General features: G+C 72.3%; 22 protein-coding genes, 4 tRNA genes and 2 pseudogenes. 17 read left to right on the top strand and 11 right to left on the bottom strand.

Annotated features, from left to right (window positions below; genetic code table 11):
- Nucleotides 1–12: 12 nt before the first annotated feature.
- Together ligD and ACFY1J_RS16870 are read left to right on the top strand one after the other, a co-directional pair.
- Nucleotides 13–1,059 (top strand): non-homologous end-joining DNA ligase, encoded by a 1,047-nt coding sequence (gene ligD / locus ACFY1J_RS16875; protein WP_390705507.1) that lies wholly within the window; start codon nucleotides 13–15, stop codon nucleotides 1,057–1,059.
- Between the two features lie 128 nt (nucleotides 1,060–1,187).
- Nucleotides 1,188–2,225 (top strand): LacI family DNA-binding transcriptional regulator, encoded by a 1,038-nt coding sequence (locus tag ACFY1J_RS16870; RefSeq protein ID WP_390705508.1) that lies wholly within the window; start codon nucleotides 1,188–1,190, stop codon nucleotides 2,223–2,225.
- Nucleotides 2,226–2,295: 70 nt separating this feature from the next.
- Here ACFY1J_RS16870 and ACFY1J_RS16865 read toward each other — a convergent pair whose 3' ends face one another.
- Nucleotides 2,296–3,084, bottom strand: coding sequence for a VOC family protein (locus tag ACFY1J_RS16865; protein ID WP_390705509.1), 789 nt, complete (start codon nucleotides 3,082–3,084; stop codon nucleotides 2,296–2,298).
- Between the two features lie 286 nt (nucleotides 3,085–3,370).
- Between ACFY1J_RS16865 and ACFY1J_RS16860 the strand changes: the two genes are divergently transcribed.
- The 6 genes from ACFY1J_RS16860 to ACFY1J_RS16835 all read left to right on the top strand — a co-directional run bounded on the left by ACFY1J_RS16860 (nucleotide 3,371) and on the right by ACFY1J_RS16835 (nucleotide 6,589).
- A complete protein-coding gene (locus tag ACFY1J_RS16860) occupies nucleotides 3,371–3,616 on the top strand; it encodes a WhiB family transcriptional regulator (RefSeq protein WP_363294951.1) in 246 nt (81 codons plus the stop codon).
- Nucleotides 3,617–3,667: 51 nt separating this feature from the next.
- A tRNA-Gly gene (locus tag ACFY1J_RS16855) sits at nucleotides 3,668–3,739 on the top strand.
- A gap of 7 nt (nucleotides 3,740–3,746) precedes the next feature.
- Nucleotides 3,747–3,819: transfer RNA gene (locus tag ACFY1J_RS16850), tRNA-Ala, on the top strand.
- A 131-nt stretch (nucleotides 3,820–3,950) separates the two neighbouring features.
- Nucleotides 3,951–4,022: transfer RNA gene (locus ACFY1J_RS16845), tRNA-Glu, on the top strand.
- Nucleotides 4,023–4,052: 30 nt separating this feature from the next.
- A complete protein-coding gene (locus tag ACFY1J_RS16840) occupies nucleotides 4,053–5,405 on the top strand; it encodes an SDR family NAD(P)-dependent oxidoreductase (protein ID WP_390705510.1) in 1,353 nt (450 codons plus the stop codon).
- Nucleotides 5,399–6,589 (top strand): ribonuclease inhibitor, encoded by a 1,191-nt coding sequence (locus tag ACFY1J_RS16835; protein WP_390731404.1) that lies wholly within the window; start codon nucleotides 5,399–5,401, stop codon nucleotides 6,587–6,589. Before ACFY1J_RS16840 ends, ACFY1J_RS16835 begins: the two co-directional genes overlap by 7 nt.
- A 54-nt stretch (nucleotides 6,590–6,643) precedes the next feature.
- Here ACFY1J_RS16835 and ACFY1J_RS16830 read toward each other — a convergent pair whose 3' ends face one another.
- Both ACFY1J_RS16830 and ACFY1J_RS16825 read right to left on the bottom strand, forming a co-directional pair.
- Nucleotides 6,644–8,482: an AAA family ATPase gene (locus ACFY1J_RS16830; RefSeq protein WP_390731403.1), complete on the bottom strand. Its 1,839-nt coding sequence runs from the start codon at nucleotides 8,480–8,482 to the stop codon at nucleotides 6,644–6,646.
- Nucleotides 8,483–9,889 (bottom strand): hypothetical protein, encoded by a 1,407-nt coding sequence (locus ACFY1J_RS16825; RefSeq protein ID WP_390705513.1) that lies wholly within the window; start codon nucleotides 9,887–9,889, stop codon nucleotides 8,483–8,485.
- Between the two features lie 99 nt (nucleotides 9,890–9,988).
- Here ACFY1J_RS16825 and ACFY1J_RS16820 point away from each other — a divergent pair.
- Nucleotides 9,989–10,064, top strand: a tRNA-Trp gene (locus ACFY1J_RS16820).
- Nucleotides 10,065–10,283: 219 nt separating this feature from the next.
- Here ACFY1J_RS16820 and ACFY1J_RS16815 read toward each other — a convergent pair.
- From ACFY1J_RS16815 to ACFY1J_RS16795, 5 genes are all read right to left on the bottom strand, one after another.
- Nucleotides 10,284–10,727, bottom strand: coding sequence for a cupin domain-containing protein (locus tag ACFY1J_RS16815; RefSeq protein ID WP_390705514.1), 444 nt, complete (start codon nucleotides 10,725–10,727; stop codon nucleotides 10,284–10,286).
- Between the two features lie 112 nt (nucleotides 10,728–10,839).
- Nucleotides 10,840–11,679, bottom strand: a complete 840-nt coding sequence (locus tag ACFY1J_RS16810; protein WP_390731402.1) for a hypothetical protein — start codon at nucleotides 11,677–11,679, stop codon at nucleotides 10,840–10,842.
- Between the two features lie 80 nt (nucleotides 11,680–11,759).
- Nucleotides 11,760–12,734, bottom strand: coding sequence for an acyl-ACP desaturase (locus ACFY1J_RS16805; RefSeq protein WP_390705516.1), 975 nt, complete (start codon nucleotides 12,732–12,734; stop codon nucleotides 11,760–11,762).
- A gap of 225 nt (nucleotides 12,735–12,959) precedes the next feature.
- Nucleotides 12,960–13,736, bottom strand: coding sequence for a dimethylargininase (ddaH, locus tag ACFY1J_RS16800; protein ID WP_390705517.1), 777 nt, complete (start codon nucleotides 13,734–13,736; stop codon nucleotides 12,960–12,962).
- 133 nt (nucleotides 13,737–13,869) lie between these two features.
- A complete protein-coding gene (locus tag ACFY1J_RS16795; protein WP_390705518.1) occupies nucleotides 13,870–15,495 on the bottom strand; it encodes an ABC-F family ATP-binding cassette domain-containing protein in 1,626 nt (541 codons plus the stop codon).
- A gap of 444 nt (nucleotides 15,496–15,939) precedes the next feature.
- Between ACFY1J_RS16795 and ACFY1J_RS16790 the strand changes: the two are divergent.
- Nucleotides 15,940–16,700 (top strand): annotated as a pseudogene (locus ACFY1J_RS16790) (isocitrate lyase/phosphoenolpyruvate mutase family protein).
- Between the two features lie 130 nt (nucleotides 16,701–16,830).
- On the opposite strand, the gene ACFY1J_RS16785 reads toward ACFY1J_RS16790, so the two are convergent.
- Complete coding sequence (locus tag ACFY1J_RS16785; RefSeq protein ID WP_390705519.1) at nucleotides 16,831–17,247, bottom strand: SsgA family sporulation/cell division regulator; 417 nt, start codon at nucleotides 17,245–17,247, stop codon at nucleotides 16,831–16,833.
- A gap of 267 nt (nucleotides 17,248–17,514) precedes the next feature.
- Between ACFY1J_RS16785 and ACFY1J_RS16780 the strand changes: the two genes are divergently transcribed.
- Complete coding sequence (locus tag ACFY1J_RS16780) at nucleotides 17,515–18,576, top strand: WD40/YVTN/BNR-like repeat-containing protein (protein ID WP_390731498.1); 1,062 nt, start codon at nucleotides 17,515–17,517, stop codon at nucleotides 18,574–18,576.
- A gap of 84 nt (nucleotides 18,577–18,660) precedes the next feature.
- Nucleotides 18,661–18,993, top strand: coding sequence for a plasmid stabilization protein (locus tag ACFY1J_RS16775; RefSeq protein ID WP_390705520.1), 333 nt, complete (start codon nucleotides 18,661–18,663; stop codon nucleotides 18,991–18,993).
- Between the two features lie 10 nt (nucleotides 18,994–19,003).
- Here the strand turns inward: ACFY1J_RS16775 and ACFY1J_RS16770 are convergent, their stop codons facing one another.
- Entirely contained in the window at nucleotides 19,004–19,300 is a 297-nt protein-coding gene (locus ACFY1J_RS16770; RefSeq protein WP_390705521.1) for a YciI family protein, read from the bottom strand.
- A gap of 61 nt (nucleotides 19,301–19,361) precedes the next feature.
- Here ACFY1J_RS16770 and ACFY1J_RS16765 point away from each other — a divergent pair.
- Nucleotides 19,362–20,045: pseudogene (locus ACFY1J_RS16765) on the top strand (endonuclease V); the annotation flags it as partial.
- 540 nt (nucleotides 20,046–20,585) lie between these two features.
- On the top strand, nucleotides 20,586–20,732 hold the full coding sequence (gene mmpA / locus ACFY1J_RS16760; RefSeq protein ID WP_390705522.1) for a morphogenic membrane protein MmpA: 147 nt from the start codon (nucleotides 20,586–20,588) through the stop codon (nucleotides 20,730–20,732).
- A 6-nt stretch (nucleotides 20,733–20,738) separates the two neighbouring features.
- Here the strand turns inward: mmpA and ACFY1J_RS16755 are convergent, their stop codons facing one another.
- Complete coding sequence (locus ACFY1J_RS16755; protein WP_390705523.1) at nucleotides 20,739–21,917, bottom strand: saccharopine dehydrogenase family protein; 1,179 nt, start codon at nucleotides 21,915–21,917, stop codon at nucleotides 20,739–20,741.
- A gap of 353 nt (nucleotides 21,918–22,270) precedes the next feature.
- On the opposite strand from ACFY1J_RS16755, the gene ACFY1J_RS16750 reads away from it, so the two are divergent.
- Genes ACFY1J_RS16750 through ACFY1J_RS16740 form a run of 3 tightly spaced genes read left to right on the top strand, consistent with a single transcriptional unit; the run spans nucleotide 22,271 to nucleotide 25,684 of the window.
- Nucleotides 22,271–23,425: a CaiB/BaiF CoA transferase family protein gene (locus ACFY1J_RS16750; protein ID WP_390705524.1), complete on the top strand. Its 1,155-nt coding sequence runs from the start codon at nucleotides 22,271–22,273 to the stop codon at nucleotides 23,423–23,425.
- Nucleotides 23,425–24,438, top strand: coding sequence for an LLM class F420-dependent oxidoreductase (locus tag ACFY1J_RS16745; RefSeq protein ID WP_390705525.1), 1,014 nt, complete (start codon nucleotides 23,425–23,427; stop codon nucleotides 24,436–24,438). Before ACFY1J_RS16750 ends, ACFY1J_RS16745 begins: the two co-directional genes overlap by 1 nt.
- Before the next feature lie 31 nt (nucleotides 24,439–24,469).
- Entirely contained in the window at nucleotides 24,470–25,684 is a 1,215-nt protein-coding gene (locus ACFY1J_RS16740; protein ID WP_390705526.1) for an acetyl-CoA C-acetyltransferase, read from the top strand.
- Nucleotides 25,685–25,702 lie beyond the last annotated feature (18 nt).

The following is a 25,702-nucleotide window of genomic DNA, read 5'->3' as shown; positions in this document are numbered from 1 at the left end:
TACCGTGGCCGCATGGGTGACGCGGTGGAACTGGAGGCGGGCGGCCGGACCGTGCGGCTGTCCAGCCCGGACAAGGTCTTCTTCCCCGAGCGCGGTTTCACCAAGCTGGACCTGGCCCGGTACTACATCGCGGTCGGCCCCGGCATCCTGCGCGCCCTGCGCGACCGCCCGACCACCCTGGAGCGCTACCCGGACGGGGTGACCGGCGAGTCCTTCTTCCAGAAGCGGGCGCCCAAGAACATGCCCGACTGGATCCCCACCGCCCACATCACCTTTCCCAGCGGCCGCTCCGCGGACGAGATGTGCCCCACCGAGGAGGCCGCCGTCGTGTGGGCCGCCCAGTTCGGCACCCTCACCTTCCACCCCTGGCCGGTGCGCCGCACCGACGTCGACCGCCCCGACGAGCTCCGCATCGACCTCGACCCGCAGCCCGGCACCGATTTCGCCGACGCCGTCCGCGCCGCCCACGAACTGCGCACCGTCCTCGACGAGTTCGGCGGACTGCGCGGCTGGCCCAAGACCTCCGGCGGCCGCGGACTGCATGTCTTCGTGCCCATCGAACCGCGCTGGACCTTCACCCAGGTGCGCCGCGCCGCGATCGCCGTGGGCCGCGAGATGGAACGGCGGATGCCGGACCACGTGACGATCAAGTGGTGGAAGGAGGAACGCGGAGAGCGCATCTTCATCGACTACAACCAGACCGCCAGGGACCGCACCATCGCCTCCGCCTATTCCGTACGCCCCCGCCCGCACGCCCCGGTCTCGGCCCCCCTGCGCTGGGAGGAAGTGGGCGAGGCCCACCCCCGGGACTTCGACCTCGCGACCATGCCCGCCCGCTTCGCCGAACTCGGCGACGTGCACGCCGACATGGACGACCACGCCTTCTCCCTCGAAGCCCTGCTCGAACTCGCGCGCAAGGACGAGCACGACCACGGACTGGGCGACCTGCCCTACCCGCCCGAGTACCCGAAGATGCCCGGAGAACCCAAGCGCGTCCAGCCGAGCCGAGCACGACGCGAGAAACAAGACCCACCACCGCCGGACCCGAACGGCCCCTAGGACCGCCTACGCACCGACACCGCCGAGATCGAAGAGGCCCCAACACCCCTTCCTATTACGAGAGCGCTCTCACGACGGTCCTCGCTCGGGGATATCCTGATCCGCAATCGCCGATGAGGAGTCGCGAAGTGACCGAGACAGCGCCGCGTCCCACGTTGGAGGCCGTGGCCGCACGGGCGGGGGTGTCGCGGGCCACCGTGTCCCGGGTGGTCAACGGTGGGGACGGAGTCCGGGAGCCGCTCGTGGAGCGGGTCCGGCGGGCGGTCGAGGAGCTCGGCTACGTCCCCAACCAGGCCGCGCGCAGCCTGGTGACGAAGCGGCACGACGCCGTCGCCGTGGTCATCGCCGAACCCGAGACCAGGGTCTTCGCCGACCCCTTCTTCGCCCTGCAACTGCGCGGGATCAGCAAGGAGCTGACGGCGCACGACAACCAGCTCGTCCTGTTGCTGACCGAGGGCCGGGACGATCACGCCCGCGTGGCCCGCTATCTCGCCGGAGGCCATGTCGACGGCGCGCTCGTCTTCTCGCTGCACCTCGACGATCCGCTGCCCGGGCTGATCCGGGGCGCGGGCGTCCCCACGGTGTTCGGCGGCCGGCCCGGCTGGAGCCACGGCACGCCCGACGCGGTGTACGTCGACAGCGACAACCGGGGCGGGGCCCGCGACGCCGTACGCCATCTCGTCGGCCTCGGCCGGAGGCGGATCGCGCACATCACCGGCGCCCTCGACCAGACCTCCGCGGTGGACCGGCTCGACGGGTTCCGGGACGTGATGGCGGACGCCGACCCGCTGCTGATCGTGGAGAGCGACTTCACCCCGGCCGGCGGCGAGCGCGCCATGCGGGAACTCCTCGACCGCTGCCCCGACGTGGACGCGGTGTTCGCCGCGAACGACCTCGGCGCCTCCGGAGCGCTGCGCGTACTGCGCGCGAGCGGACGGAGGGTGCCCGAGGACGTCGCCGTGATCGGCTTCGACGACATGCTGCCGGTCGCCGAACAGACCGATCCGCCCCTGACCACGATCCGTCAGGACATAGAGGAGATGGGCCGGTTGATGGCCCGCCTCCTGCTGCGTGGCCTGGACCGCGGCAATCGCGACGACTTCGCGGCGGACGCGCCCTCCGGCATCATCCTGCCGACCACGCTGGTACGGCGCGCCTCCGCGTAGGCCCCTGGCCCGGCCCTCGTTGCTGCTGACGGGCCGGGGTGCCTCACGCCCTCGCCGGGGATGCCGGGTCTCAGCCCTGCGGCTCGCTCTTGATCACCGCGAAGCGGGCGCCGTACGGGTCGGCGAGCTTCGCCATCCGGCCGACGCCCTCCATGCTCGTGGCGGGCATGCGGACCTTGCCGCCCAGCTGCTGCGCCTTCTCGACCACGGCGTCGGTGTCCTCGACCTCGAAGTACGGCAGCCAGTAGGCGCCGGCCTCGGCCTCGGTGGGGTCGTCGGCCAGCGGGACCATTCCGCCGAACATCGCGTCCTCACCGCCCTCGGTGGGGTTGACGCAGGTGTACGTGCCGCCGGGGAAGGGCATGGCGGACGTCTCCAGACCGAGCACCTGGTGGTAGAACGCGGCGGCCGCGGCGATGTCCGGCGTGTACAGCTCGACCCAGCACAGCGAACCGGGTTCGCTCGCCTTGTCCACACCCTTGGTCCGGCCCGGCTGCCAGAGCCCGAAGGGCACGCCCGCCTGGTCCGCGAGGATCGCCATGTGGCCCTGCCCCATCACGTCCATGGGCTGGAGCAGCACGCTGCCGTGCGCCCCCTCGGCGGCCTTGGCCGTGGCCTGCGCGTCCGCGCTCTGGAAGTACACGGTCCAGGAGGGCGGACCCTGCTCAGGAGTGGTCTGCATACCGCCGGCCACGGTCTTGCCGTCCAGTTGGAAGAAGCCGTAACCGCCGGCATCGGGCCCCGCCGACTGGAACCGCCAGCCGAAGAGACCGCCGTAGAAGGAGGTGGCGCCCTCGATGTCGGATGTGCCGACGTCGATCCAGTTGGGTGCGCCGTTGACGAAACGGGTGGTGAGCATCTTCGCCCTCCTCAAAAGGGTCCCGTTCTCAGTGCACTGCCGAGTCTTGCACCGCCCACTGACAATCGCTGCCGCAGCGCGTCCGCGAGCCGCAGCGCCCACCGCGACTACCCTGGGTGACCAGCCGCGTTCCTCTTGTTTTCATCCCGGTCCCGCGCGCCGCCGTGCGCCGCCGCGGGCCGGGGGAGCATCATTCGGGGCGGCACACAGGCCCCGTACACGCCCCGGCCGCGGCGTTGACCCGGCGTTGATCGAACGTTTTTCGCGGCGCGGCACGATCCTGCTCATGCACATCGAAACGATCACCTCGCCCGACCTTGCCTGGCAGGAGGAGGCGTTGTGCGCGCAAACGGGGGCGGACTTCTTCTTCCCGGAGCCCGGCAGCTCGGTACGGGAGGCGAAGCGGATCTGCGGCCTGTGCCCGATCCGCTCGGCCTGCCTGGCGTACGCGCTCGACAACGACGAGCGCTTCGGCGTCTGGGGCGGCCTGTCGGAGAAGGAACGGCTGGAGCTCCGGCGCGCATCGCTGTGAAGCCCGGACGGTGCGTCACCCCGGACTGGCCGTTAAGATCCGGGAGCGCGTCCGGGCGTAGCGCAGAGGCAGGCGCACCGCCTTGCCAGGGCGGCCACACCGGTTCGAATCCGGTCGTCCGGGCGTGCGGGGGTCGGTAGCGCAGAGGCAGGCGCACCTTCACGGCACTGAGGGACACGCCGGTTCGAATCCGGTCCGATCCGCGACGTAGCACGACCGCGACAGAGCGCGAACGGGGCGGGACCGCATACCCGAGCGGTCCGCAAATCCGTGCGGCCACCGCCGCCGTGTGCGGTTAGGATCCGGGAGCGCATCCGGATGGGACGCGTCTCTCGGTCCTGTAGAGCAGAGGCAGACTCGCCACCCTCTCAAGGTGGATACGCCGGTTCGAATCCGGCCGGGACCACGGCACGGCGGACACGGGGCGGGTAATCGGATGGGCGAGGCGATCACCGACACGATCACAGGCACCGTCACCGAGGCGGAACTGGCAGCCTTCCACCAGGTGGTGGGCAAGCTGCGCACGCTGCCCGTCGACGACCCGGTGCGACTGCGGGCCGAGCAGGTCGCCGCGTCCTTCGCGCGCGACGGCCGGCTGCGGCGACGCAAGGCGCGGGGCGCCGAGGCGTCCGCGGCCGACGCGGCGGCGATGGCGGCGACGGCGACCGGCGCCCCGGACCGCCGCGAGGACGCCCCGCTGGCCGAGTCCGGCGCCGGGGGAGTCTTTCTCCGGCCGCGCACCTGCTACGTCTGCAAGTCGCCCTATCGACAGGTCGACACCTTCTATCACCGGCTCTGCCCCGAGTGCGCCGCCGACAACACCGCCCGCCGCGCCCTGAGCACCGATCTGAGCGGCCGCCGGGCGCTGCTCACCGGCGGCCGGGTGAAGATCGGTTTCCAGCTCGCCCTGATGATGCTCCGGGACGGCGCCGAAGTGCTCGTCACCTCGCGCTTCCCGCACGACACCGTGCGCCGCTTCCGGGCGGCCGAGGGCAGCGCGCAGTGGCTGGACCGGCTGACCGTCCTCGCCGTCGACCTGCGCGACCCGCGCCAGGTGCTCGGGCTGTGCGAGGAACTGCGGCAGGAGGGCCGGCCGCTGGACATCCTCGTCAACAACGCCGCGCAGACCGTGCGGCGGCCGCCCGAGTCGTATGCGCTGCTGGCCGCCGGGGAGTACGACGCGCTGCCCGCCGGGGCCCGGCAGGCGCCCGGGTTCCGGCCGATGCGGATGCTGGAGGGCTCGGCCGCCGCGCTGCCGGTCGCCCTGCGCGAGGCCGACGAGGCCGGGCTGCTGCCCGACCCGTCCCCGGAGAACTCCTGGTCGGCCCGGCTCGGCGCGCTCGACCCGGCCGAGGTCCTGGAGACCCAGCTCGTCAACGCCCTTGCCCCGGCCCTGCTGTGCGACCGGTTGCTGCCCCTGCTGCTGGCCGCGCCGCGGCCACGCCGGTACGTGGTCAATGTGACCGCCGTCGAGGGCCGCTTCGCCGTCCGCAACAAGATGCCGGGCCATCCCCACACCAACATGGCCAAGGCGGCCCTGAACATGCTCACCCGCACCAGCGGCGCGGAACTCGCCGCCCGGGGTGTGCACATGTGCGCCGTCGACACCGGCTGGATCACCGACGAGAACCCGGTCCCGAAGAAGGCCCGTATGGCCGAGGCCGGGTTCCGCACACCGCTCGACATCGTGGACGGGGCGGCCCGGGTGTACGACCCGATCGTGCGCGGCGAGGCCGGGGATCCGGTGTCGGGGGTGTTCCTGAAGGACTACCGGGAGGCGGAATGGTGAGCGAGGAGCCCGAGGAGGAGATGGGCGGCTTCGCCGGGGTGCCGTACGTCGTGCCGCGTCCCCTCGCCGAACTGGCGCCCCTGCTGGACTGGTTGCGCGCGGGCCGCCCGGCCGGTGAGCGGCTGGACTTCACGGCCGGTACGGCGCTGCCCGACGGGCGGCTCGATCTGTGCAAGCAGGGGGTCGGTGCGGAGGGCGCGGCGCTGATCGCCGACGCGCTCGCCCAAGGGCCGTCTCCGGTACGGCACCTGCTGCTCGGTACCGACGCGCTCGGCGACGACGGGGCGGCCGCCGTCGCCGAGAGCACGGGGGACGTCCAGACGCTGTACCTCGGCTGCAACGGGATCACCGCGGGCGGCGCCTGCCGGATCGCCGACAATCTGCGCGCCTCGCCGCAGGTTGTCACTGGCCTGTGGCTGAAGAGGAACCCGCTGGGCAACGGGGGCGGGCAGGCCGCGGCCGAACTCATCGAGTCCGCACGGTCGTTGCGCACCCTCGACCTCGTCCAGACCGGACTGGACGCGCCGGGCACCGCCGTCCTGGCCGACGCGCTGCTGGCGGCCGCCGAGGGCGGGCGCCGGATCGAGCGGCTCTTCGTCGGCGGCAACCCGCTGGGGGAGGCGGGCGCGCGGGCGCTCGCCTCGGTCGTCGCCGGGGGCGCGGTCGACGAACTGTACGTGTCCGCGGCCCGGTTGGGAGACGCGGGCGCACTCCGGCTGGCCGAGGCCCTGGAGCGGGCGCCGTACGGGCGGCTCACCCGGCTGGCCGTCGCCAGCAACGGCATCGGACCGGCCGCCGCGGCCCGCCTGGTGACGGCGGCGACCGCGGCCGGTGTGACGCTGCTGGACCTCGGCCGGGTCCGGGCGGCGGCGGTGCTTGCGGCGGAGGACAACCGGCTCGACCTGACGGCCGCCGAGACCATCGCCGCGGCCCTCGCCGACGGCGAGCACAGGCTCGCCCACCTCGTCCTGACCCACACCGGGATGCGCAGCCGCGAGGCCCACCGCCTCCTCGACCACGCGGCCCATGCCACCACGGCCACCCGCTTCCGGCTCGGCAACGGCATCGCGGCCAGCGTCAAACGCCGCCTGGACGCCCTGAGCGCACATGTCCCCGCACCGGCCGTCCCGGCGGACGTGGCGGCCATCCGCAGCGTGCACCGCACGGCCCCGCCTCAGGCCTGAGCCGGGGCGGGGCCCGGCAGCCCGGACTTCGGCGTCTCGGACCCCGGCACCGCCTCAGCTCCGCCGCAGCCCGGTGAACACCTCCGTCCAGAAGCGCTGTTGCTGCTGCGACGCTCCCACGAGATACGTCGCCCGCAGCTTGGGCGGCAGCAGCGCCACCAGCCGGGCCACCACCGCCCGGTGCTTCTTCAGCTGGGACAGCTCCGCGTTGGCGAGGATCTGATGGACCACGTCACTGTCGTTCTCGCCCTCGTCCGAGCGGCCGGCCGCTCGGCGCAGGCGCTCCTCCCACAGGTCGGCGTCCCGGGCGAGCTCGCGCAGGCCCGTGACCGGGCGGCCGCGCAGACGGTCCATCAGGGCCGTGAGCGGCACGGGCGCGTACTCGCCGTCGCCGAGATAGACGGTGCCCATCTCCAGCGGCAGTCCCCGCCGGTGCAGCTTGATGAGGCGCTCCAGGGTGCGCTTGGTGATCCAGGCACGCCCGTCGTCGTCGATGTCGTGCTTCCACCACTCCAGGACCGTCTCGGCGTCGGTGCCGTACTGCGCAAGGAGCCACTCGTTGGCCGGGATGTCCTCCGGCTCGACGGTGAGCGAGGCCGTGAAACGGGTCGCCTGGGCGATGTTGTTCCGGGACACCAGGAGCTTGCGGCCCAGGTGGTACGGCGGGTTCTGAACCGCTATCTGCGCCCGCAGGTTCTCGATCCGCCGCCCCGCCAGCGACCACTCCTGGGTGACCTCCATGAGCTTGGCGAACGCGGCCTTGTCCTTGGGCCGGTTGTACTCGTCCCACACGATCGCCTTCGGCTCGGGACCGGTGAAGGGCGCGGCGAGGAGGTTGTCCAGCGTGCCGTCCGGGGACGGGATCGGCGCGCACAGGTCCTCGACGTTCGTCACGGGCAGGGAGAAATACAGCGCCTCCCGGCCGAGCCCCTCGCGCAGGGTCTCGCGCACCAGCTCCGTCTTGCCGCAGCCCGGCGGGCCCTGCAGCAGCACGGTCCACCGGTTGCGCAGGGCGGCCCGGACGACCTGCCGCACCGGGTCGGGGATGGTGGCCGGGTTGCGTGTGCCGAGCGCCTCGGCGATCCGGTCGAGGATCTCCGACGTGCGGTTGTGACCGGGGCGGCCGTCCGGGCCCGGCTCTGCCAGCCGCAGCCGCTCGCCGTCGACCAGGGGCAGGCCCCAGCGCAGTGGGAAGCCCTCCCTGGCGTTGGCCAGGATGTGGTCCAGGGTGCGCGGGGAGAGCAGCTCACGCAGCTCCGGGGAGAGCGAGGCCCACAGGGAGAACACCGGACGCAGGTCCCACTGGCGGTACTTGGCCGCCAGATGGCGCCGCCAGGACGTGTCGTTCGCGGTGATCCGGATCGTCACCATGCGGTCGAGCAGCGCCAGGTCGCCGCGGCGCGCCGACGTCTCGGCCAGTGACTCGTTGTCCGTCAGGAACACGCCGACGCAGCCAAGGGCGCGCAGATCGTGCTCGCCGAGCGTCCAGTTGCAGGCGATCTGCATCAGCTGCGACTGGATCGTGTCGCCCGCCTGCAGCGAGTCGTCGATGAGCAGCACGAAGGGCCTGCCCGGCTTGAGCTGGCTCATCACCAGCTGGCGCAGGACCAGTTCGCCGGTCCGCGGGTCGCGCACCGGCGCGTTGACGAGGAGGTCGTCGGGTGTCAGGTTCGCCGCGGGGACGTACACCAGCGTGGCGTCCGGGTGGGCGCGGGCGAGGTGGGAGAAGAACGTCGCCGTCTTGCCGATGCCGTGCTCGCCGAAGACCTGCCCGGTCTGCCCCATGTCGATCATCGCGTCGATGAAGGCCTCCAGGCGTGAGGCGGTCGACTGCCGTGGGCCCGTGCGGTCCGTGTGGCCCGTGTGGTCCGTGTGCTGCGCTTCCGTGGTCATCTACCGTGATCCTGTGGTGACGCGATGGCAGTCCATCGCCGGTGTGTGCGTCTCGGGCCAGTCACTGCCGCCCTGGGTGATCAGCCAGATCCATTTGCCCGGCTCGGCCGGAGTGATCGCCGGGGCGTATCCGTCGGTGAGCATCACGACGGCGTCCGGGGTCACGTCGAACCGGCGCCCGTTCACCTCCGTGCGGCCCTCCACGTAGTCCGCGACCGCCTGGAAGCTCGTGCCACCGCCGCCGTACACGCGCTCGCCCGGTCTGAACGGCATCACCACGGAGTCGAAGGACAGCCAGTGTGCCTCCACCCCGTCGATCCGGCCGACGAGTTCGGTGAGCCACGTGATGACGTGGTCCGGCATCGAGCCCGAGGTGTCGTACGCGATGACCAGCACCTTGTCCCGCACCGGGCCCCGCCGCGAGAGCATCGGGTCCTGGCCCAGGGCCGCGAGCAGGGCGCCCCGCTTCTTCGGGTACACCAGCCGCTCGCCGTCGCGCAGTTTCGAGCCGAGTACGTCGATCAGCCAGCGCTGCCACCAGTCGACCGTACGCGTGCGCGTGGTCTCGCCGCGGAGCATGCCCGCGCCCAGGTTGCCCCAGATCCGGGCGGCCCGGGCCGAGCCCTCCTCGGTGCGGCCCATCAGGTCGAGCAGCTCGCGCTCCGCGCCCGGGTGCCCGCGCCGGGCCGCCAGCAGGGAGTTGAGCAGCGCGGAGGACGTCACCGCGTCGACGGTCTCCTGGTCGGCCGGGACGAGCCCGCCCTCCAGGCGCACGCACAACCGCCGCTCGGGGACGGGTGGATGGCGCATGCGCTTCAGCTCGCCGTACACCCGCATGTCCGTGTGGGTGAACGTCTCGTACGCCACCGGCTCCAGGCCGTGCGTCGTCAGGTCCTTGCAGTAGGCGTCGTACACCTTGCGCGGGTCGACGCCCGTGGGCCGGCCGTCGAGCAGTGGCAGCTCCTCGCGGGCCAGCCGGACCAGTGCCACATGGTTGATGGACACCTCGGCGGCCAGTTCGAACACCGGGTCCTCGCGCAGCTCGGCGTCCGCGAACAGATGGCGGTGCACCAGATGCCGCGCCTCGTGGAACAGCACGAACTTCACGCCGTCCAGGCCCAGCGCGACGAAGAAGTCCGGGTTGTACAGCAGCAGGCAGGAGCCGTCGCCGGAGGCGACCACGGCCGCCGTGTCCACCGCGGTCGTCGGGATCTGGTGGTGGCACTTCGCGTACAGCCAGGACGCCACCGCCGATTCGGTCAGGCCGAAGTCCAGCAGCGCGGCCTCCTTCAGCCGCCGTGCCTCCTCGACCACGGCCGGATCCGCCGGGCGGTACCGCTCAAGTGCCCGGCGGTCGGTGAGGTCGACCACATGAGGGCGCCGTCGCCCCCGCTCCCCGTACGCCATGCGAAGCCCCCCGTGCCCCCTGTAACGCGCTTCCCCCGGTGCTTCATTGGTACCAGCCCGCACTGACAACGGGCCAAGGCATTACGCTCTGCGGCAAGGGCGGGGCCGTAGCGCAGAGGCAGGCGCACCGGTCTCCAAAACCAGAACACGCCGGTTCGAATCCGGCCGCCCCGCCCCCCTAGGCCCTGTCGTCAAATCCCCGTCAGCCCGGCGACGCCATGCACGCCCTCTCGCCGCACCGGGCCCCGACCCAAGTACGTCCAGTACGAGGGCCGAGGCCCGGCACGCCGAGAGCACGCTCCCCCAAGCTCTCGGCTGCGCTCGAGCAGGGGGGACCCCCATGACGCCGCGGGGCCCGCCCTCCGGGCGGACGACGGGGATTTGACGACAGGACCTAGTCCACGGGCCGCGGGGCGCGCAGATGCGCCCGCCGAGCCAGTTCCTCCTCGTCCACCAGCGTGAGCATCGGCTGATTCGGTGCGCAGAGCATGGTCACGACGAAGCGGGTCCGTGCGTCCGGCAGGGCGTTGCCGTCCTGGTAGTGGATCACGTCACCGCCCGGCTCCCAGAACGTCCCGCCGGCCTCGACCACACGTTCCGGCTCGCCCTCCAGCTCGAAGCGGACCGCGCCTTCGAGCACGTATCCGAAGGCCGGCCCGGGGTGCCGGTGCGGAGGAGTCCCGGGGTCGCCGGGAGGCCACTCGACCACGATGGTCATACCCGAGGCACCCTCGGGTACGAAGGGGGGTCTGACGTCCTGCAGCACCGTCACCGCCGTCTTCCAGGCCTCGGACCGCGGCTCCTCGCCGGCAGGGGTCTGTGGTTCCTTGTCCGACACTGTTCCGCACCTCCACGATGTCCCCGGCGCCCCGACATCCATCGTCCGGCAAGAGCCGCGATCACGCAGTCCGGGACGGCCGCCCGCCCCTTCGCCCTTTCGCCCCTTCGGCTCAGGCGACGGCGCTCGCGGTCAGCACCAGCTCCTCGGCGTTGCCGTGGAACGTCTCGACCAGCTGGGCCAGTACCGCCCAGGCGTCCTCGCGGTCGCCCAGCTGGTCCTGGACGAGCGGGCGCAGGGCTTGCTCGGCCTCCTTGATGCGGGTCGGGAACAGCACATGACCCATGGAGAGGACCTGGAGCGCGTGTACGGCGGGGCCGTGGGCCGTCGCGTACTCGGCCGGGCCGTCGAGCACACCCGCCAGACGGACCCGGTGGGTGAACTTGCGGTGCGAGCCGAACCGTTCGCGCAGCGCGGGCGGGCAGTCCGGGCGTACGGACAGCGCCCAGCGCGCGTACCCGGGCAGTGGACGCTCGCCGTGCGCCTCGGCGACCGCCGCCCAGTCGGTGCGCGTCAGGACCATGGACCCGGCCGCCCGCGCCTGCTGAAGGGACGTCACTTCCCGCAGCGCGCCCACGAGGCCGTGCCGCACATAGCTCTCGGGCACCTCGGGTTCCTCGTCGCGCAGGGAGGGGTGCACCGGGAGTGGCTCGGTGCGCCCGGGACCGAACGGCACGCCCCGCGCGACGGCCCGGCGCAGCGCGGCATCGGTGCCGACGAACCGCCACACCACCGCGTTGAGGTCCGGGTCGTCCTCCTCGAGGACCCACAGCACCACCGAGGACGGCAGCGCATTGGCCCAGGCCCACGCGCGGTCGAGCCGGCGCCGGACCGCCGCGGGGTGTTCGGGGCCGGGCAGGCCGGTCCGCGTTCTGATCCGGCCGGCGGTTCCTTCGTCGATCAGGCCGAGCAGAAAGCCGACTGCCTGTTCCGCCCTGGTGTGGTCACGCATGGCGGCATGATGCCGCAGGCCACTGACAGGGCGCACCGACAAATCGGTGCGCCCCGCGCGGTACGGTCGGGTGCTGCCGGTCAGGCCCCGGCGCGCGCCGCCATCCGCGCCTTGCGCGCGGCCAGCCTCTCGTCGAACTTCAGCGCCTCCGCGTCGAGACCGCCCATGAACAGGCCGAGTTCGTCCTGTGCCTGCTTCCCCTCCGGGCCGAGCCCGTCGATCTCCATGATCTTCAGGAAGCGCAGCACGGGCTGGAGGACGTCGTCGTGGTGGATGCGGAGGTTGTAGACCTCGCCGATCGCCATCTGGGCCGCGGCGCGCTCGAAGCCGGGGATGCCGTGGCCGGGCATGCGGAAGTTCACGACGACGTCCCGCACGGCCTGCATGGTCAGGTCGGGGGCGAGTTCGAAGGCGGACTTCAGCAGGTTGCGGTAGAAGACCATGTGGAGGTTCTCGTCGGTCGCGATGCGGGCCAGCATGCGGTCGCAGACCGGGTCGCCGGACTGGTGGCCGGTGTTGCGGTGCGAGATACGGGTCGCGAGCTCCTGGAAGGCGACGTAGGCGATCGAGTGCAGCATCGAGTGACGGTTGTCGGACTCGAAGCCCTCGCTCATGTGGGACATGCGGAACTGCTCCAGCTTGTCCGGGTCCACCGCGCGCGAGGTAAGCAGGTAGTCGCGCATCACGATGCCGTGCCGGCCCTCCTCGGCCGTCCAGCGGTGCACCCAGGTGCCCCAGGCGCCGTCCCGGCCGAAGAGCGAGGCGATCTCGTGGTGGTAGCTGGGGAGGTTGTCCTCCGTCAGAAGGTTGACCACGAGGGCGACACGGCCGATCTCGGTGACCTTGGAGTGCTCCTTGTCCCAGGCCTCGCCGTCCTCGAACTGGCCGGGGAAGTTGCGGCCGTCGGTCCACGGGACGTACTCGTGGGGCATCCAGTCCTTGGCGACATTCAGATGGCGGTTCAGCTCCTTCTCGACCACTTCCTCGAGCGCGTACAGCAGCTTCGCGTCGGTCCACACGGACGGGCTGCCGAGGTGAGGAGAGGTGATCGTCACAGGAACTCCAGGGGGACGCCGTACAAAGGGGGATGAAGGAGGTGAACCGGCGAGCGGTGCCGGAACCTACGAGATCGTAGGCTACGAAGCCGTAGGTTACGAAGCCGTAGGTTAAGCGTGGCGTAAAGATCGCTGATCAGGCGCCGTTCCTCCGCTGTACCAGGACATGTCAAACAGCCCCGGGACGCGCAGGTCCCGGGGCTGTTGGGGTGATGGATCACCCGATCAGGCGTACAGCCCCCGCAGTCGCACCGAGAGGCACGTCACACATCCCTCGAGCTTCTCGAACTCGCTGATGTCCACCGTGACCACCTGATGGCCGAGATCGGTGAGCAGTTCCTTCGTCTTGGGCGCGCTGTCGGCCATCAGCAGCTTGCTGCCGCCGAGCAGCACCACGTGCGCGCCGGCCTCCTCGGGCACCGCGAGGAAGCCCGGGAACAGGGAGGGGCGGTCCACGTTCGGGATGTGCCCGATCACCGTGCCGTCGGGCAGCGCGGTGACCGCCGACTTCAGATGCAGCACCTTGTTCACCGGTACGGCCACCACCCGCGCGCCCAGCGGCTCGAAGGCGGCCCGCACCTGCTGCACCCCGGCCGCGTTGGTGCGCCCGCCCCGGCCGACGTAGATCGTGTCGCCGACCTTCAGGACGTCACCGCCGTCCAGGGTGCCCGGCTCCCAGATCCAGTTGACCGAGCAGCCGAGGCGGGCCACGGCCTCCTCGACCCCGGCGGTCTCGTCCCGCCGGGACTCGGCACCCGGCCGGGTGATCAGCGCCACGTTCTTGTACATGACCACGGTGTCCTCGACGAACACCGAGTCCGGACAGTCGTCGGCCGCGTCCACCTCGACCGTCTCCCAGCCGTGCGTACGCAGCGCCTCGACGTACGCCTCCCACTGCTCCACGGCGAGTTCCGCGTCGACCTTCTCCCGCTCGATGTGCGTCACCAGGCCTTCGGCGAGGCGCGGGCTGGGGCGGCGGACGAGGGCCTTCTTGCTGGGCACGACGGGTCTCCGAATCGGCGGGTCGGTACGGCGCCCACGATGCGGCGCCGGTTCGCCATCATGCAGGCCCGGACCGGGTGTACAAAACCCCGGTGCCGGGCCGTGTCCCGGCAAAGGCGCTCCAAGGGGACGGTCAGGCCGGGTCCCCGACCTCCTCGGGTGTCGTCTCCTTCAGTTCTCCCTCCTCCAGGAGCAGCCAGCGGGTGATGCCGAGGGACCTGAGGAACGGCAGGTCGTGGCCGGCCACGATCAGCGCGCCCTCGTAGGAATCCAGGGCGGTAGTGAGCTGGCGCACGCTCGCCATGTCCAGGTTGTTCGTCGGCTCGTCGAGCAGCAGGAGCTGCGGCGCGGGCTCGGCCAGCATCAGTGCCGCCAGGGCCGCCCGGAAGCGTTCGCCGCCGGACAGCGTGGCCGCCTTCTGGTCGGCGCGGGCGCCCCGGAACAGGAAGCGGGCCAGACGCGCCCGGATCCGGTTGTTGGTGGCGCCCGGCGCGAACCGGGCCACGTTCTCGGCGACGGACAGCTCGCCGTCGAGGACGTCCAGCCGTTGCGGCAGGAACCGCAGCGGCACATGCGCCTCCACTTCGCCCGCCACCGGCGCCAGCTCCCCGGCGATGGTGCGCAGCAGGGTCGTCTTGCCCGCGCCGTTGCGCCCGATCAGCGCGATCCGCTCGGGACCGCGCAGGTCGAGGATGCCGTTGACGCGCGCCCCGTACGCCGGTTCCAGGCCGCGCAGAGTGAGCACGTTCCGGCCCGGCGGCACGGCCGTGTACGGCAGGTCGACGCGGATCTCGTCGTCGTCCCGTACGGCGTCCACCGCATCGTCGAGCCGGTCCTTGGCCTCGGCGAGCCTCTCCTCGTGCATGATGCGGTGCTTGCCCGCGGACTCCTGCGCCGCGCGCTTGCGTGCCCCCATCACGATCTTCGGTTCACGCTTCTGCTCCCACATCTTCTGCCCGTAGCGCTTGCGGCGGGCCAGCTTGACCTGGGCGTCCACCAGTTCGCGCTTCTGCTTGCGAAAGTCCGCCTCGGCGACCCGCACCATGCGTTCGGCCGCCTCCTGCTCCACGGCGAGGGCCTCCTCGTAGGCCGAGAAGTTGCCGCCGTACCAGGTGATCTCCCCGGCACGCAGATCCGCGATCTGGTCGACCAGTTCGAGGAGCTCGCGGTCGTGGCTGACGACGACCAGCACGCCCGGCCAGGACGAGACGGCCGCGTACAGCCGCCTGCGCGCGTACAGGTCCAGGTTGTTGGTGGGCTCGTCGAGCAGCAGCACGTCCGGGCGGCGCAGCAGCAGCGCGGCCAGGCGGAGCAGTACCGACTCGCCGCCCGACACCTCGCCGACCGTGCGGTCCAGGCCGATGTGCCCGAGACCGAGTTCACCGAGGGTGACGAGCGCGCGCTCCTCGACGTCCCAGTCGTCGCCGACCGTCTCGAAGTGCTCCGCGGACGCGTCGCCCGCCTCGATGGCGTGCAGTGCGGCCCGCCGGGCGGCGATGCCGAGCGCCTCGTCGACACGCAGGGCGGTGTCGAGCGTGACGTTCTGGGGGAGGTGGCCGACCTCGCCGGTCACCTTGACGGTGCCGTCCGACGGGGTGAGCTCGCCGGCGATCAGCTTCAACAGGGTCGACTTTCCCGATCCGTTGACGCCGACCAGCCCGGTCCTGCCGGGGCCGAAGGCCACGTCGAGGCCGTCGAGGACGCAGGTGCCGTCGGGCCAGCCGAAGGACAGGGACGTACAGCTGAGAGAAGTGGACACAAGGGCCTCGCGGTTGCTGGGTGCGGTCGGGGTGAACGCGTGTCGAGACACCGCGGGGCGCGAACGGGGAACCGGGGGCACACGAAGGCCCTGTGCCGGAGGACGGCTCGGACGCCGAGGTCGCACACGACGCACACACCCGACGGGTGTGACGCGGTGTCTCAGGACCTCAGACGAGCAACGTCCTTCTCCAATCGACGGCAACAGGACCGCTGAACAACGTACGAGGGGTGCGCCGGGCCGTCAACGCAATTAATCGCGAGCCCGCGCCGCGAGTCCGCACCGGCCCCACGTGCACGTCGGATTTCTGCCAGCCCGCGTCCCGGCCGGCCGGTTGAGTCGTCCGCATGACGAACGAGAGCACCCTGCGAGACCGTGCCCTGGCCTTTTTGCGCCCTGCACATCCCGGGGCGTCCGCTCGTCCTGCCGAACGCCTGGGACGCGATGAGCGCCCGGCTCGCCGAGGACGCCGGCGCCGCCGCGGTGGCGACCACCAGCGCAGGGCTCGCCTGGAGCCTCGGCGCAGCCGACGGCGACCGGCTGGAGCGGGACCGAGCACTGGACGCGGTGGCGCGCATCGCCGCCGCGGTAGGGGTCCCGGTCAGCGCCGACGTCGAGAGCGGCTACGCGAAGGACCCGGGGGGCGTCGCCGACACCGTCCGCGCGGTGCTCGCGGCGGGCGCGGTGGGCATCAACATCGAGGACGCGCTGTACGAAGAGGGGAGGGGTCCCCCGGACGAAGTCTGGGGGAGCATCGCGGCCGCCCGCGAGGCCGCCGACGCGCAGGGCGTGCCGCTGTTCGTCAACGCCCGGATCGACACCTTCCTGAGGGGCGCCGGGGGAGTGGACGCCACCCTGGAGCGGGCCGCCGCCTTCCGCGCCGCGGGCGCGACGGGATCTTCGTCCCCGGGGCCGTCGACCCGGAAACGGTCAGGGCGCTCGCCGAGGTCATCGACGGACCGCTCAACGTGCTGGCGGGCCCCGGCGCACCGTCCGTCGCCGAGCTCGCCGCCCTGGGCGTGGCCCGGGTGAGCGCCGGGTCCGGCCCGGCCCAGGCCGCCTACGCGGTCGGCCGCCGCGCGGCGCGGGAGCTGCTGGACGCGGGGACGTACCGGGCACAGGAGCAGGGGCTGGACTACGGGGAGCTCAACACCCTGCTGACGCGGGGGCGCTGGGGGCTGTTGTTCGGATCGGGCCGGCTGTGACCGAACGGTGCGGTCTGGCCGACCCCGAGCGGGGTCATGGGGGTGCCCCCTGGTCGAGCGAAGCCGAGAGCTTGGAGGAGTGCGTGCCAGGGCCCACGACGCCGGGATGATCCAAACGACACCCTTTGGGTCAGCAGGCGTCCCGCATCAATTCGGCCAGTTGGTGGTCGAGGTCCAGCTGGAGGTGTTCCAGGCCCTCGGGCACGAGCTCGTTCGTGGCCTGTAGGAACCGGCGGATCTCGCCCGTGCGGATGTGTACGACGGCGGTGCCCTCGGGGGCGTGGAACTCCAGCACGGTGCGGTCGTACCCGTACGGCCGCACCCGGACGTCGCCGTGGCCCTCCGGGCCGTGCAGGCCTGCGGACAGGAGCTGGCGGGCAAAGCTCCAGCACACCTCCACGCCCTCCAGGGTGGCCGGGGCGGGGAAGGTCATCCGGACGGCGAACGGGTCGTGCCGGTCGTAGCGCAGCGTGGCGGGAATGCTCGGCATGCGCGGTGCGGCGGCGACGAGTCGGGCCTCTACGGGCTGCTCGATGACGATGGACAACGCCTTGCTCCCTCGTGACGGCTGGACGAACTTCCGGGTGGCTGAGACCTGGCACTGGAAGAGACGACGGAATCAGCCAATCCGTGCACACGAATTTCGAGTGACCTCGGTCACCGCGTCCATGCACGCGAGGGGCAGGTGTGTTCCGCACTGCCGTGAGCGGCGCCCGGGCCCCCTGGACGACGCCGGGGCGGTGGGCTAGCTTCGCCCGCCATGAGGCGCTTGGGGAGCACGCGACGAACGAGACGTACGACCCGTACCAGCCCGATGGTGGCCGCGGGGGTGGCCTGCGGGGCCGCGCTGGCCGCGCTGACGCTCGCACCGGCGCACGCCGCGCCGCAGGGCGGCCATCACGCACCGCACTGGGAACTCAAGGACACCGGCACCCCCGACATCCGCTACCGCGGGCTGTCCGCCGTCAGCCGCGACACCGCCTGGGTGGCCGGATCCGGCGGTACGGTCCTGCGCACCACGGACGGCGGGGCGAGCTGGCGGAACGTCTCTCCGCCGGGCGCGGCCGCTCTGCAGTTCCGGGACATCGAGGCGTTCGACGCGCGGCGCGCGGTGGTGCTGGCCATCGGCGAGGGCGAGGACTCCCGCGTCTACCGCACCGACGACGGCGGCGTGACCTGGACGGAGTCCTTCCGCAACACCGACCCGAAGGCGTTCTACGACTGCCTCTCCTTCTTCGACCGCCGCCACGGCCTCGCCATGAGCGACCCGGTGGACGGAAAGTTCCGCATCCTGTCCACCGGCGACGGCGGCCGCACCTGGCGGGTGCTGCCCTCCGACGGCATGCCCGCCGCGCTGGACGGCGAGGCGGGCTTCGCGGCGAGCGGTCAGTGCCTGGTCGCCTCCGGTGCCAAGGACGCGTGGCTGGCGACCGGCGGCGGCGCACGCGCGCGCGTGCTGCACTCCACGGACCGCGGCCTGACCTGGACGGCCACCGACACGCCGGTCCCGGCCGGCGACCCGGCCCGCGGCGTGTTCGCCCTCGCCTTCCGCGACCGCACCCACGGCCTCGCCGTCGGCGGCGACTATCGCGCGGACCAGCCCTCCCCACAGGCGGCGGCGCTCACCTCGGACGGCGGCCGCAGCTGGCGGCCCGCCGCCGCGCCCCCGCCCGCCTACCGCTCCGGCGCCGCCTGGCTTCCGCACAGCCGTGGCGCCGCGCTCGCCGTCGGCCCCACCGGAACCGACCTGACCACCGACGCCGGGCGCACCTGGCGGACGGTCGACACCGGCTCGTACGACACCGTGGACTGCACCCCCGACCTGGGCTGCTGGGCGGCCGGGGAGAAGGGGCGCGTGGCGCGGCTGGAGAGCTGATGAGGTGGGCCACGGCGCGGGTACTCGGGTGTCGTGCACGACACGAGAGGTCGTCGCACACGACACGAGAGGAAGTGAGCGGCCGTGCCACGCGGTGCCAGTCCCAAGCGCGAACGTCAGTACGAGCACATCAAGCAGAGCGCCCTGGACCGGGGCGAGAGCACCGAGCGCGCCGAGGAGATCGCGGCGCGGACGGTCAACAAGGAACGCGCCAGGGCCGGTGAGTCGAAGACCGCCAGTCGCACCTCGACCCAGGACATGTCGTCCGGCGAGCGCGGCGGCAGGCGGTCCCACCAGGGTGCCCAGGGGCCCACCTACGACCAGCTGTACGAGGAGGCCAAGCAGCGCAACGTCAAGGGCCGTTCGGACATGAACAAGGAGCAGCTGCGGCGCGCGCTGGGCGGGAAGAAGAGCTGAGCCCGCGCGCTCAGCCGAGCGTCTCGCGGTAGCGCTCCAGCCCGGGCGCCGTCTTGGTGGCGATGAACTCCGTGATGCGGTAGGCGCACACCCCGGCGGCGACGAACGGATCGCCCGCGGCGAGCTCCTCGATACGCGCGCGGTCCTCCGCGACGGCCAGGATCACCCCGCCCTCGCGGGGGTCCTTGCGCCCGGAGGCGAGGAAGAGGCCCTTCTCGTACTGCTCGTCGAGCCATGCCACGTGTGCCGGCATCACGGCGTCCACGGCCTCGAGCGGTGCGGTGTAGATCAGGTCCAGTACGAACATGATCACGAGCCTACCCCTGGGCGGCCGCGCGGCCGGCCGGGCCCGTACAGTCGACCCCACCATGACGACCGTACGCGTGCCCGCGGGCTGGCCCGCGACCGAGGAGCAGGCCCGCGCCGTACAGGACGAACTGCGCGGACGGGTGGTGCTGGACGAGCCGGGGCCGCCGCCCGGGACGGGGTACGTCACCGGGGTCGACGTCGCCTACGACGACGAGCGGGACGTCGTCGCGGCCGCGGCCGTCGTGCTGGACGCGGCGACGCTGGACGTGGTGGCCGAGGCGACGGCCGTCGGGCGGATCTCCTTCCCGTACGTCCCCGGGCTGCTCGCCTTTCGCGAGATCCCCACCGTCCTGGCCGCCCTCGACGCCCTTCCCCAACCGCCGGGCCTGGTGGTCTGCGACGGCTACGGACTGGCCCACCCGCGCCGCTTCGGCCTCGCCAGCCACCTCGGCGTGCTCACCGGACTACCCACCATCGGCGTCGCCAAGAACCCGTTCACCTTCATGTACGACGACCCGGACCCGCGGCGTGGCAGCGGCACCCCGCTCCTCGCGGGCACCGAGGAGGTCGGACGCGCCCTGCGCACCCGGGACTCCGTCAAGCCGGTCTTCGTCTCCGTCGGCCACCGGGTGAGCCTGGACAACGCCTGCGCCCACACCCTCGCGCTCACCCCGCAGTACCGGCTCCCGGAGACAACGCGCCGGGCGGACGCGCTCTGCCGGCGCGCGCTTCGTGAGGCGACGCGCGGGCGGAGCCCTCTCGTCGAGCATGCGGCCGCGGATCCCGAACGGAGCTGGGGCCGTTCCCTGTTCGAGCGCCAGCCCCTTCCCGTCGTCTGGGCGGGCCGGGTGCTCCGGGCGGCGGCGGAGGGGCTGGGCCGGACACCGGAGATCGACGCCGCGCTGGACCTCGCGGACGACCGCGACCGCTGGAGCCGGGGGCGCGAGGTGTTCGAGCTGGTGCGCGGGCGAGGACTCGCGGCCTGGGAGCATCCGACGCAGGAGCAGCAACTCCTGGTCCGCCTCGCGGAGCTGGTCGGCAAGCTCGCCCACAACGAGGCGGGACCCCCGCCGTTCTTCGACTACCACGCGGGGTGGCAGATCGGCCCCATCGCGGTCCGGCTCGCCACCGCCGCGCACGATCCGGCCGTACGGGACCGCATCGCGGAAGCGCTGGGGGACTGGCCGCCGGCTGAGTACGACGTCTGAGTACGACGCCTGAGTACGTCGTGTGAGTAGCTGTACGGATGTGACGGCCCCGCAGCGACCGGCACGCTGTGGCGCATGACGACATCACGTGCCGCAAAGCCCCTCGCAGACCCCAACCGCCCCGTCGAGCGCGCCGTGACGGCCGCGCTGGTCCTCGCCGTGCTGGCGGGGCTCGGCTGGATAGGCGGGATGATCTACACCGTACTGGGGTGGCCGCTCTAGCCGCCGCTAGAAGGTCGCCGCCACCCTGAACGTGATCCCCGCCGTGCGCAGCCGCTCGGTCAGGGCGTCGCCCATCGCCTGGACCGTGGTGACCTGGCCGGCCGTCGGCGGGAGGTCGTCGAAGGCCAGGGACAGGGCCGACTCGGCGAACATCTTCGCCGTCTCGTCGTAACCGGGGTCGCCGCCGCGGACCTCCGTGAACACGCGCCGGCCGCCGCCCTCGCCGACGAACCTGACCGAGAACCAGCTCTTCGCGCGCTTGTCGGCGCTCGGCCCGTCCCCGGGCTTGAGCCGGTCCGACAGCCAGCGCCGGGCGGGCGGCAGCTGAGCGGCGGCGACCACCGCGCCCACGGCCGCGACCGAGCCCAGGGCGACGGGCAGCCGCTTGACGGCCGCGTAGTGCCGGTAGCGGAAGTCCGGGCCGTACCGGTCCACGGCCTTCGCCGACCGCCGGACGATCTGCGCGTCGATGGTCGGCAGGGGGAGGGCCCAGGCGCCGATCTCCTTGGCGAACCGTGGCGCACCGGTCGGCGCCGAAGCCCTGCGGCCCATCAGCCGCGGCTCGTGACGGCCGCGCTCGCGCGCGGCGGCGAGCATCTGCCGGCCGCGCCCCATCTGGGTCAGTGCCGAGGCGAGGGTGCCGCCGGAGAAGGTGGCGTCGGCGCTCACGTATCCGTCCACCGTCAGCGGTACGCCCTCGGGCAGCTGCCGGACCGTGAAGTACGCCCCCAGGTCGTGCGGCACCGAGTCGAAACCGCAGGCGTGCACCAGCCGGGCGCCGGTCTCACGCGCGCGTGCGTCGTGGCGGACGTACATCAGGTCCACGAATTCGGGCTCGCCCGTGAGGTCGAGATAGTCCGCACCGCTGTCCGCGCAGGCGGCGACGAGTTCCTCGCCGTAGCGGACGTACGGCCCGACGGTCGAGGCCACCACGCGCGCGTGCCCGGCCAGTTCGCGCAGCGTCCCGGGTTCGGTGACGTCCGCCCGGAGCACCCCGACCTCCGCACCGCCCGGCAGCCGCTCGCGCAGCGCCCGCAGCCGGCTCTCGTCACGGCCGGCGATCGCCCAGCGCAGGTCCTCGGGGGCGTGTGTGGCCAGGTACTCCGCGGTGAGCGTCCCGACGAAGCCCGTGGCTCCGAAGAGCACGATGTCGTACGGACGGTCCGTCCTGCTCAGCCTGCTCATGACACCTCTCGGTCGTGCAACCCGCGCCGCTGTCGGTGGCTGAGGCTAGCGTGAGGGGTGCGGAGCCCGACGACCAGCCCGGAGGCAGCCGATGGTCGTGTCCAGCAACGCCCTGAAGAAGTGGGAGAAAGTACGAGAGTTCGCTCTCGGGCTGCCGGGCGAGAGCTATCGGGGATCGCCCCCAAGAGGCTCATAGCGGAACTCGACGCACGCTGACCTCCCGCGGACCACGCTGGGCGAGCGGACTTCCGGGTAACTTGGCTAAGCGCTTGCTCGCCAGGCCTTGTGCCGGGTGGAACACGTTCTTAGCATCACTGGTGTTACATCAGTTGTGTCACATGACTGGGGGCGGCATGAGGACGGCCAGGACGGCGACGCCGGGACAGGGCCCGCTCACGGGCGTGCGCGTGGTCGAGCTGGCCGGGATCGGACCCGGCCCGTTCGCCGCGATGCTCCTCGCCGACCTGGGCGCCGACGTCGTACGGGTGGACCGGCCGGGCGGCAACGGCCTGGGCATCGACCCGGCGTACGACATCACCAACCGCAACAAGCGCTCGGTGCTCGTCGACCTGAAGTCGGCGGACGGCCCGACGCGCGTCCTCGACCTGGTCGAACGGGCCGACATCCTCATCGAGGGCTTCCGCCCCGGCGTCGCCGAGCGCCTCGGCGTCGGCCCCGAGGACTGCCAAGCCCGCAATCCGCGGCTGGTCTACGGCCGGATGACCGGCTGGGGCCAGGAGGGCCCCCTCGCCCAGCGCGCCGGCCACGACATCGCGTACATCGCCCTCACCGGCACCCTCGGCATGATCGGTGCCCCGGACGAGCCCCCGGCCATCCCCGCGAACCTGGTCGGCGACTACGCGGGCGGCTCCCTCTACCTGGTCGTCGGTGTCCTCGCCGCCCTGCACCACGCGCGCGCCACCGGCACCGGCCAGGTCGTCGACGCCGCCATCGTGGACGGCGCCGCGCACCTCTCCGCGATGATCCACGGCATGCTGGCCGCCGGCGGCTGGCAGGACCGGCGCGGCGCCAACCTCCTGGACGGCGGCTGCCCCTACTACGGCACCTACGAGACCGCCGACGGCAGATACATGGCGGTCGGCGCCCTGGAGCGGCAGTTCTACGAGGAGTTCCTGCATCTGATGGACCTCGACGAGCTGGCCCCCGCCCGCAAGGACTGGACCCGCTGGGGCGAGCTGCGCGAGCGCGTCGCCGCCCGCTTCAAGTCCCGTACCCAGGACGAGTGGACGGCCGTCTTCGAGGGCTCCGACGCCTGTGTGGCGCCCGTCCTGTCCCTGCGCGAGGCCCCGCACCATCCGCACCTCGCCGCCCGCGGCACCTTCACCGACCACGGCGGCATCACCCAGCCCGCGCCGGCCCCGCGCTTCACCGAGACCCCCACCGCCGTCCGCACCGGCCCCGTCCTGCCGGGCGCCGACACCGCGGAAGTGGCCCGCGACTGGGACGTACCCCGGCTCATCACCGACCCCGAGAAGGACGGCGACTGATGGAACTCTCGATCCCCCTCGACTACGCGAGCGACCCGCGCACGGCCGCGGACCAGGCCGCCGCACTGGAGTCGGCGGGCCTCGACGCCGTCTGGGTCGCGGAGGCGTACGGCTTCGACGCCCCCACGATCATGGGCTATCTGGCCGCCCGCACCGAACGGATGAAGATCGGCTCCGCGATCCTCAACGTCTACTCCCGCACCCCGGCCCTGATCGCCCAGACCGCCGCCGGCCTCGACGCCATGTCGGGCGGCCGCGCCGTCATCGGGCTCGGCGCCTCCGGCCCGCAGGTGGTCGAGGGCTGGCACGGGAAGGCGTACGACAAGCCCCTCGGCCGCACCCGCGAGACCATCGAGCTGACCCGACGCATCCTGCGCCGCGAGGTCATCGACCACCACGGCATCACGGACATGCCCCGGCCCGGCGGCCTCGGCAAGCCCCTGAAGCTCCTCACCAAGCCCGTGCGCCCCGCGGTGCCCCTGTACGTCGCCTCCCTCGGCCCCGCCAACGTCCGTATGACCGCCGAGATCGCCGACGGCTGGCTGCCCACCCTGTTCGTCCCCGAGAAGGCCAAGGACGTGTGGGGGACCCCGCTCGCGGAAGGCGCCGCCCGCCGCGACCCCGCCCTGGAGCCGCTGCGGATCGTCGCGGGCGGGCTGCTCGCCATCGGCGAGGACGCGGCCGCCGTACGGGACCTCGCCCGCCCCAAGATCGCCCTGTACGTCGGCGGCATGGGCGCGCCCGGCAAGAACTTCTACAACGACCTCGCCGTCGCGTACGGCTACGAGAAGGAAGCGCGGCTCATCCAGGAGCTGTACCTGTCCGGCCGCAAGAAGGAGGCCGAGGCGGCCGTCCCGGACGAACTCTGCGAGCTCATGTCGCTGTGCGGCCCGGAGGGTTACGTCCGTGAGCGCGTCGCCGCGTTCCGCGAGGCGGGCGTGACGATGCTGAACGTCGTCCCTGTGGGCCCGGAACCGGCCCGCCTGGTCGAGACCGTCAAGAGCTGGCTCTGAAAAACCCTCACCCTCCCGGAAAGGCTTGTCAGTGAGCACCGAAGCGTACGTGTACGACGCGATCCGCACTCCGCGCGGCCGCGGCAAGGCGAACGGCGCCCTGCACGGCACGAAGCCCATCGACCTGGTCGTCGGACTCATCCACGAGATCCGTGACCGTTTCCCCGGCCTCGACCCGGCCGCCGTCGACGACATCGTCCTCGGCGTCGTCGGCCCGGTCGGCGACCAGGGCTCGGACATCGCCCGGATCGCGGCGATCGCGGCCGGACTGCCGGACACCGTGGCGGGCCTCCAGGAGAACCGCTTCTGTGCGTCCGGCCTGGAAGCCGTCAACCTCGCCGCCGCCAAGGTGCGCTCCGGCTGGGAGGACCTCGTCCTGGCCGGCGGCGTGGAGTCGATGTCCCGGGTGCCGATGGCATCGGACGGCGGCGCCTGGTTCAACGACCCCATGACCAACCTCGCCGTCAACTTCGTGCCACAGGGCATCGGCGCCGACCTGATCGCCACCATCGAGGGCTTCTCCCGGCGCGACGTCGACGAATATGCGGCCCTCTCGCAGGAGCGTGCGGCCACCGCCATGAAGGAGGGCCGCTTCGAGCGCTCCGTCGTCCCCGTCAAGGACCGCAGCGGACTCGTGGTCCTCGACCACGACGAGTTCCCGCGCCCCGGCACCACCGCCGACTCGCTCGCCAAGCTGAAGGCGTCCTTCGCCGACATCGGCGAGCTGGGCGGCTTCGACGCGGTGGCCCTGCAGAAGTACCACTGGGTCGAGAAGATCGACCACGTCCACCACGCGGGCAACTCCTCCGGCATCGTGGACGGCGCCTCGCTGGTCGCGATCGGCTCCAAGGAGGTCGGCGAGCGCTACGGCCTCACCCCGCGCGCGCGGATCGTCTCCGCCGCCGTCTCCGGCTCCGAGCCGACCATCATGCTCACCGGGCCCGCGCCCGCCACCCGCAAGGCGCTCGCCAAGGCCGGGCTGACCATCGACGACATCGACCTCGTCGAGATCAACGAGGCGTTCGCGGCCGTCGTGCTGCGCTTCGTCAAGGACATGGGCCTGTCCCTGGACAAGGTCAACGTCAACGGCGGCGCGATCGCGCTGGGCCACCCGCTCGGCGCCACCGGCGCGATGATCCTCGGCTCGCTCATCGACGAACTGGAGCGCCAGGACAAGCGGTACGGCCTCGCCACCCTGTGCGTGGGCGGCGGCATGGGCATCGCCACCATTGTCGAGCGCATCTAGTCCCCAGCGGCAGCAGAG

This window comes from Streptomyces sp. NPDC001406 (genome assembly GCF_042895285.1).
Lineage (GTDB): Bacteria > Actinomycetota > Actinomycetes > Streptomycetales > Streptomycetaceae > Streptomyces.
The sequence above is the reverse complement of the archived record's forward strand: the minus strand, read 5'-3'. Positions and strand labels throughout refer to the sequence as shown.

Excerpts from the sequence above, each read along its gene's own strand:
- ACFY1J_RS16770 (WP_390705521.1), bottom strand. The coding sequence starts at position 19,300 with ATGTTCGTACTGGACCTGATCTACACCGCACCGCTCGAGGCCGTGGAC.
- ACFY1J_RS16825 (WP_390705513.1), bottom strand. The coding sequence starts at position 9,889 with ATGGCGTACGGGGAGCGGGGGCGACGGCGCCCTCATGTGGTCGACCTC.
- mmpA (WP_390705522.1), top strand. The coding sequence starts at position 20,586 with ATGACGACATCACGTGCCGCAAAGCCCCTCGCAGACCCCAACCGCCCC.
- ACFY1J_RS16755 (WP_390705523.1), bottom strand. The coding sequence starts at position 21,917 with ATGAGCAGGCTGAGCAGGACGGACCGTCCGTACGACATCGTGCTCTTC.
- ACFY1J_RS16745 (WP_390705525.1), top strand. The coding sequence starts at position 23,425 with ATGGAACTCTCGATCCCCCTCGACTACGCGAGCGACCCGCGCACGGCC.
- ACFY1J_RS16865 (WP_390705509.1), bottom strand. The coding sequence starts at position 3,084 with ATGCTCACCACCCGTTTCGTCAACGGCGCACCCAACTGGATCGACGTC.
- ACFY1J_RS16840 (WP_390705510.1), top strand. The coding sequence starts at position 4,053 with ATGGGCGAGGCGATCACCGACACGATCACAGGCACCGTCACCGAGGCG.
- ACFY1J_RS16750 (WP_390705524.1), top strand. The coding sequence starts at position 22,271 with ATGAGGACGGCCAGGACGGCGACGCCGGGACAGGGCCCGCTCACGGGC.
- ACFY1J_RS16810 (WP_390731402.1), bottom strand. The coding sequence starts at position 11,679 with ATGCGTGACCACACCAGGGCGGAACAGGCAGTCGGCTTTCTGCTCGGC.
- ACFY1J_RS16860 (WP_363294951.1), top strand. The coding sequence starts at position 3,371 with ATGCACATCGAAACGATCACCTCGCCCGACCTTGCCTGGCAGGAGGAG.
- ACFY1J_RS16780 (WP_390731498.1), top strand. The coding sequence starts at position 17,515 with ATGGTGGCCGCGGGGGTGGCCTGCGGGGCCGCGCTGGCCGCGCTGACG.
- ACFY1J_RS16835 (WP_390731404.1), top strand. The coding sequence starts at position 5,399 with ATGGTGAGCGAGGAGCCCGAGGAGGAGATGGGCGGCTTCGCCGGGGTG.
- ligD (WP_390705507.1), top strand. The coding sequence starts at position 13 with ATGGGTGACGCGGTGGAACTGGAGGCGGGCGGCCGGACCGTGCGGCTG.
- ACFY1J_RS16830 (WP_390731403.1), bottom strand. The coding sequence starts at position 8,482 with ATGACCACGGAAGCGCAGCACACGGACCACACGGGCCACACGGACCGC.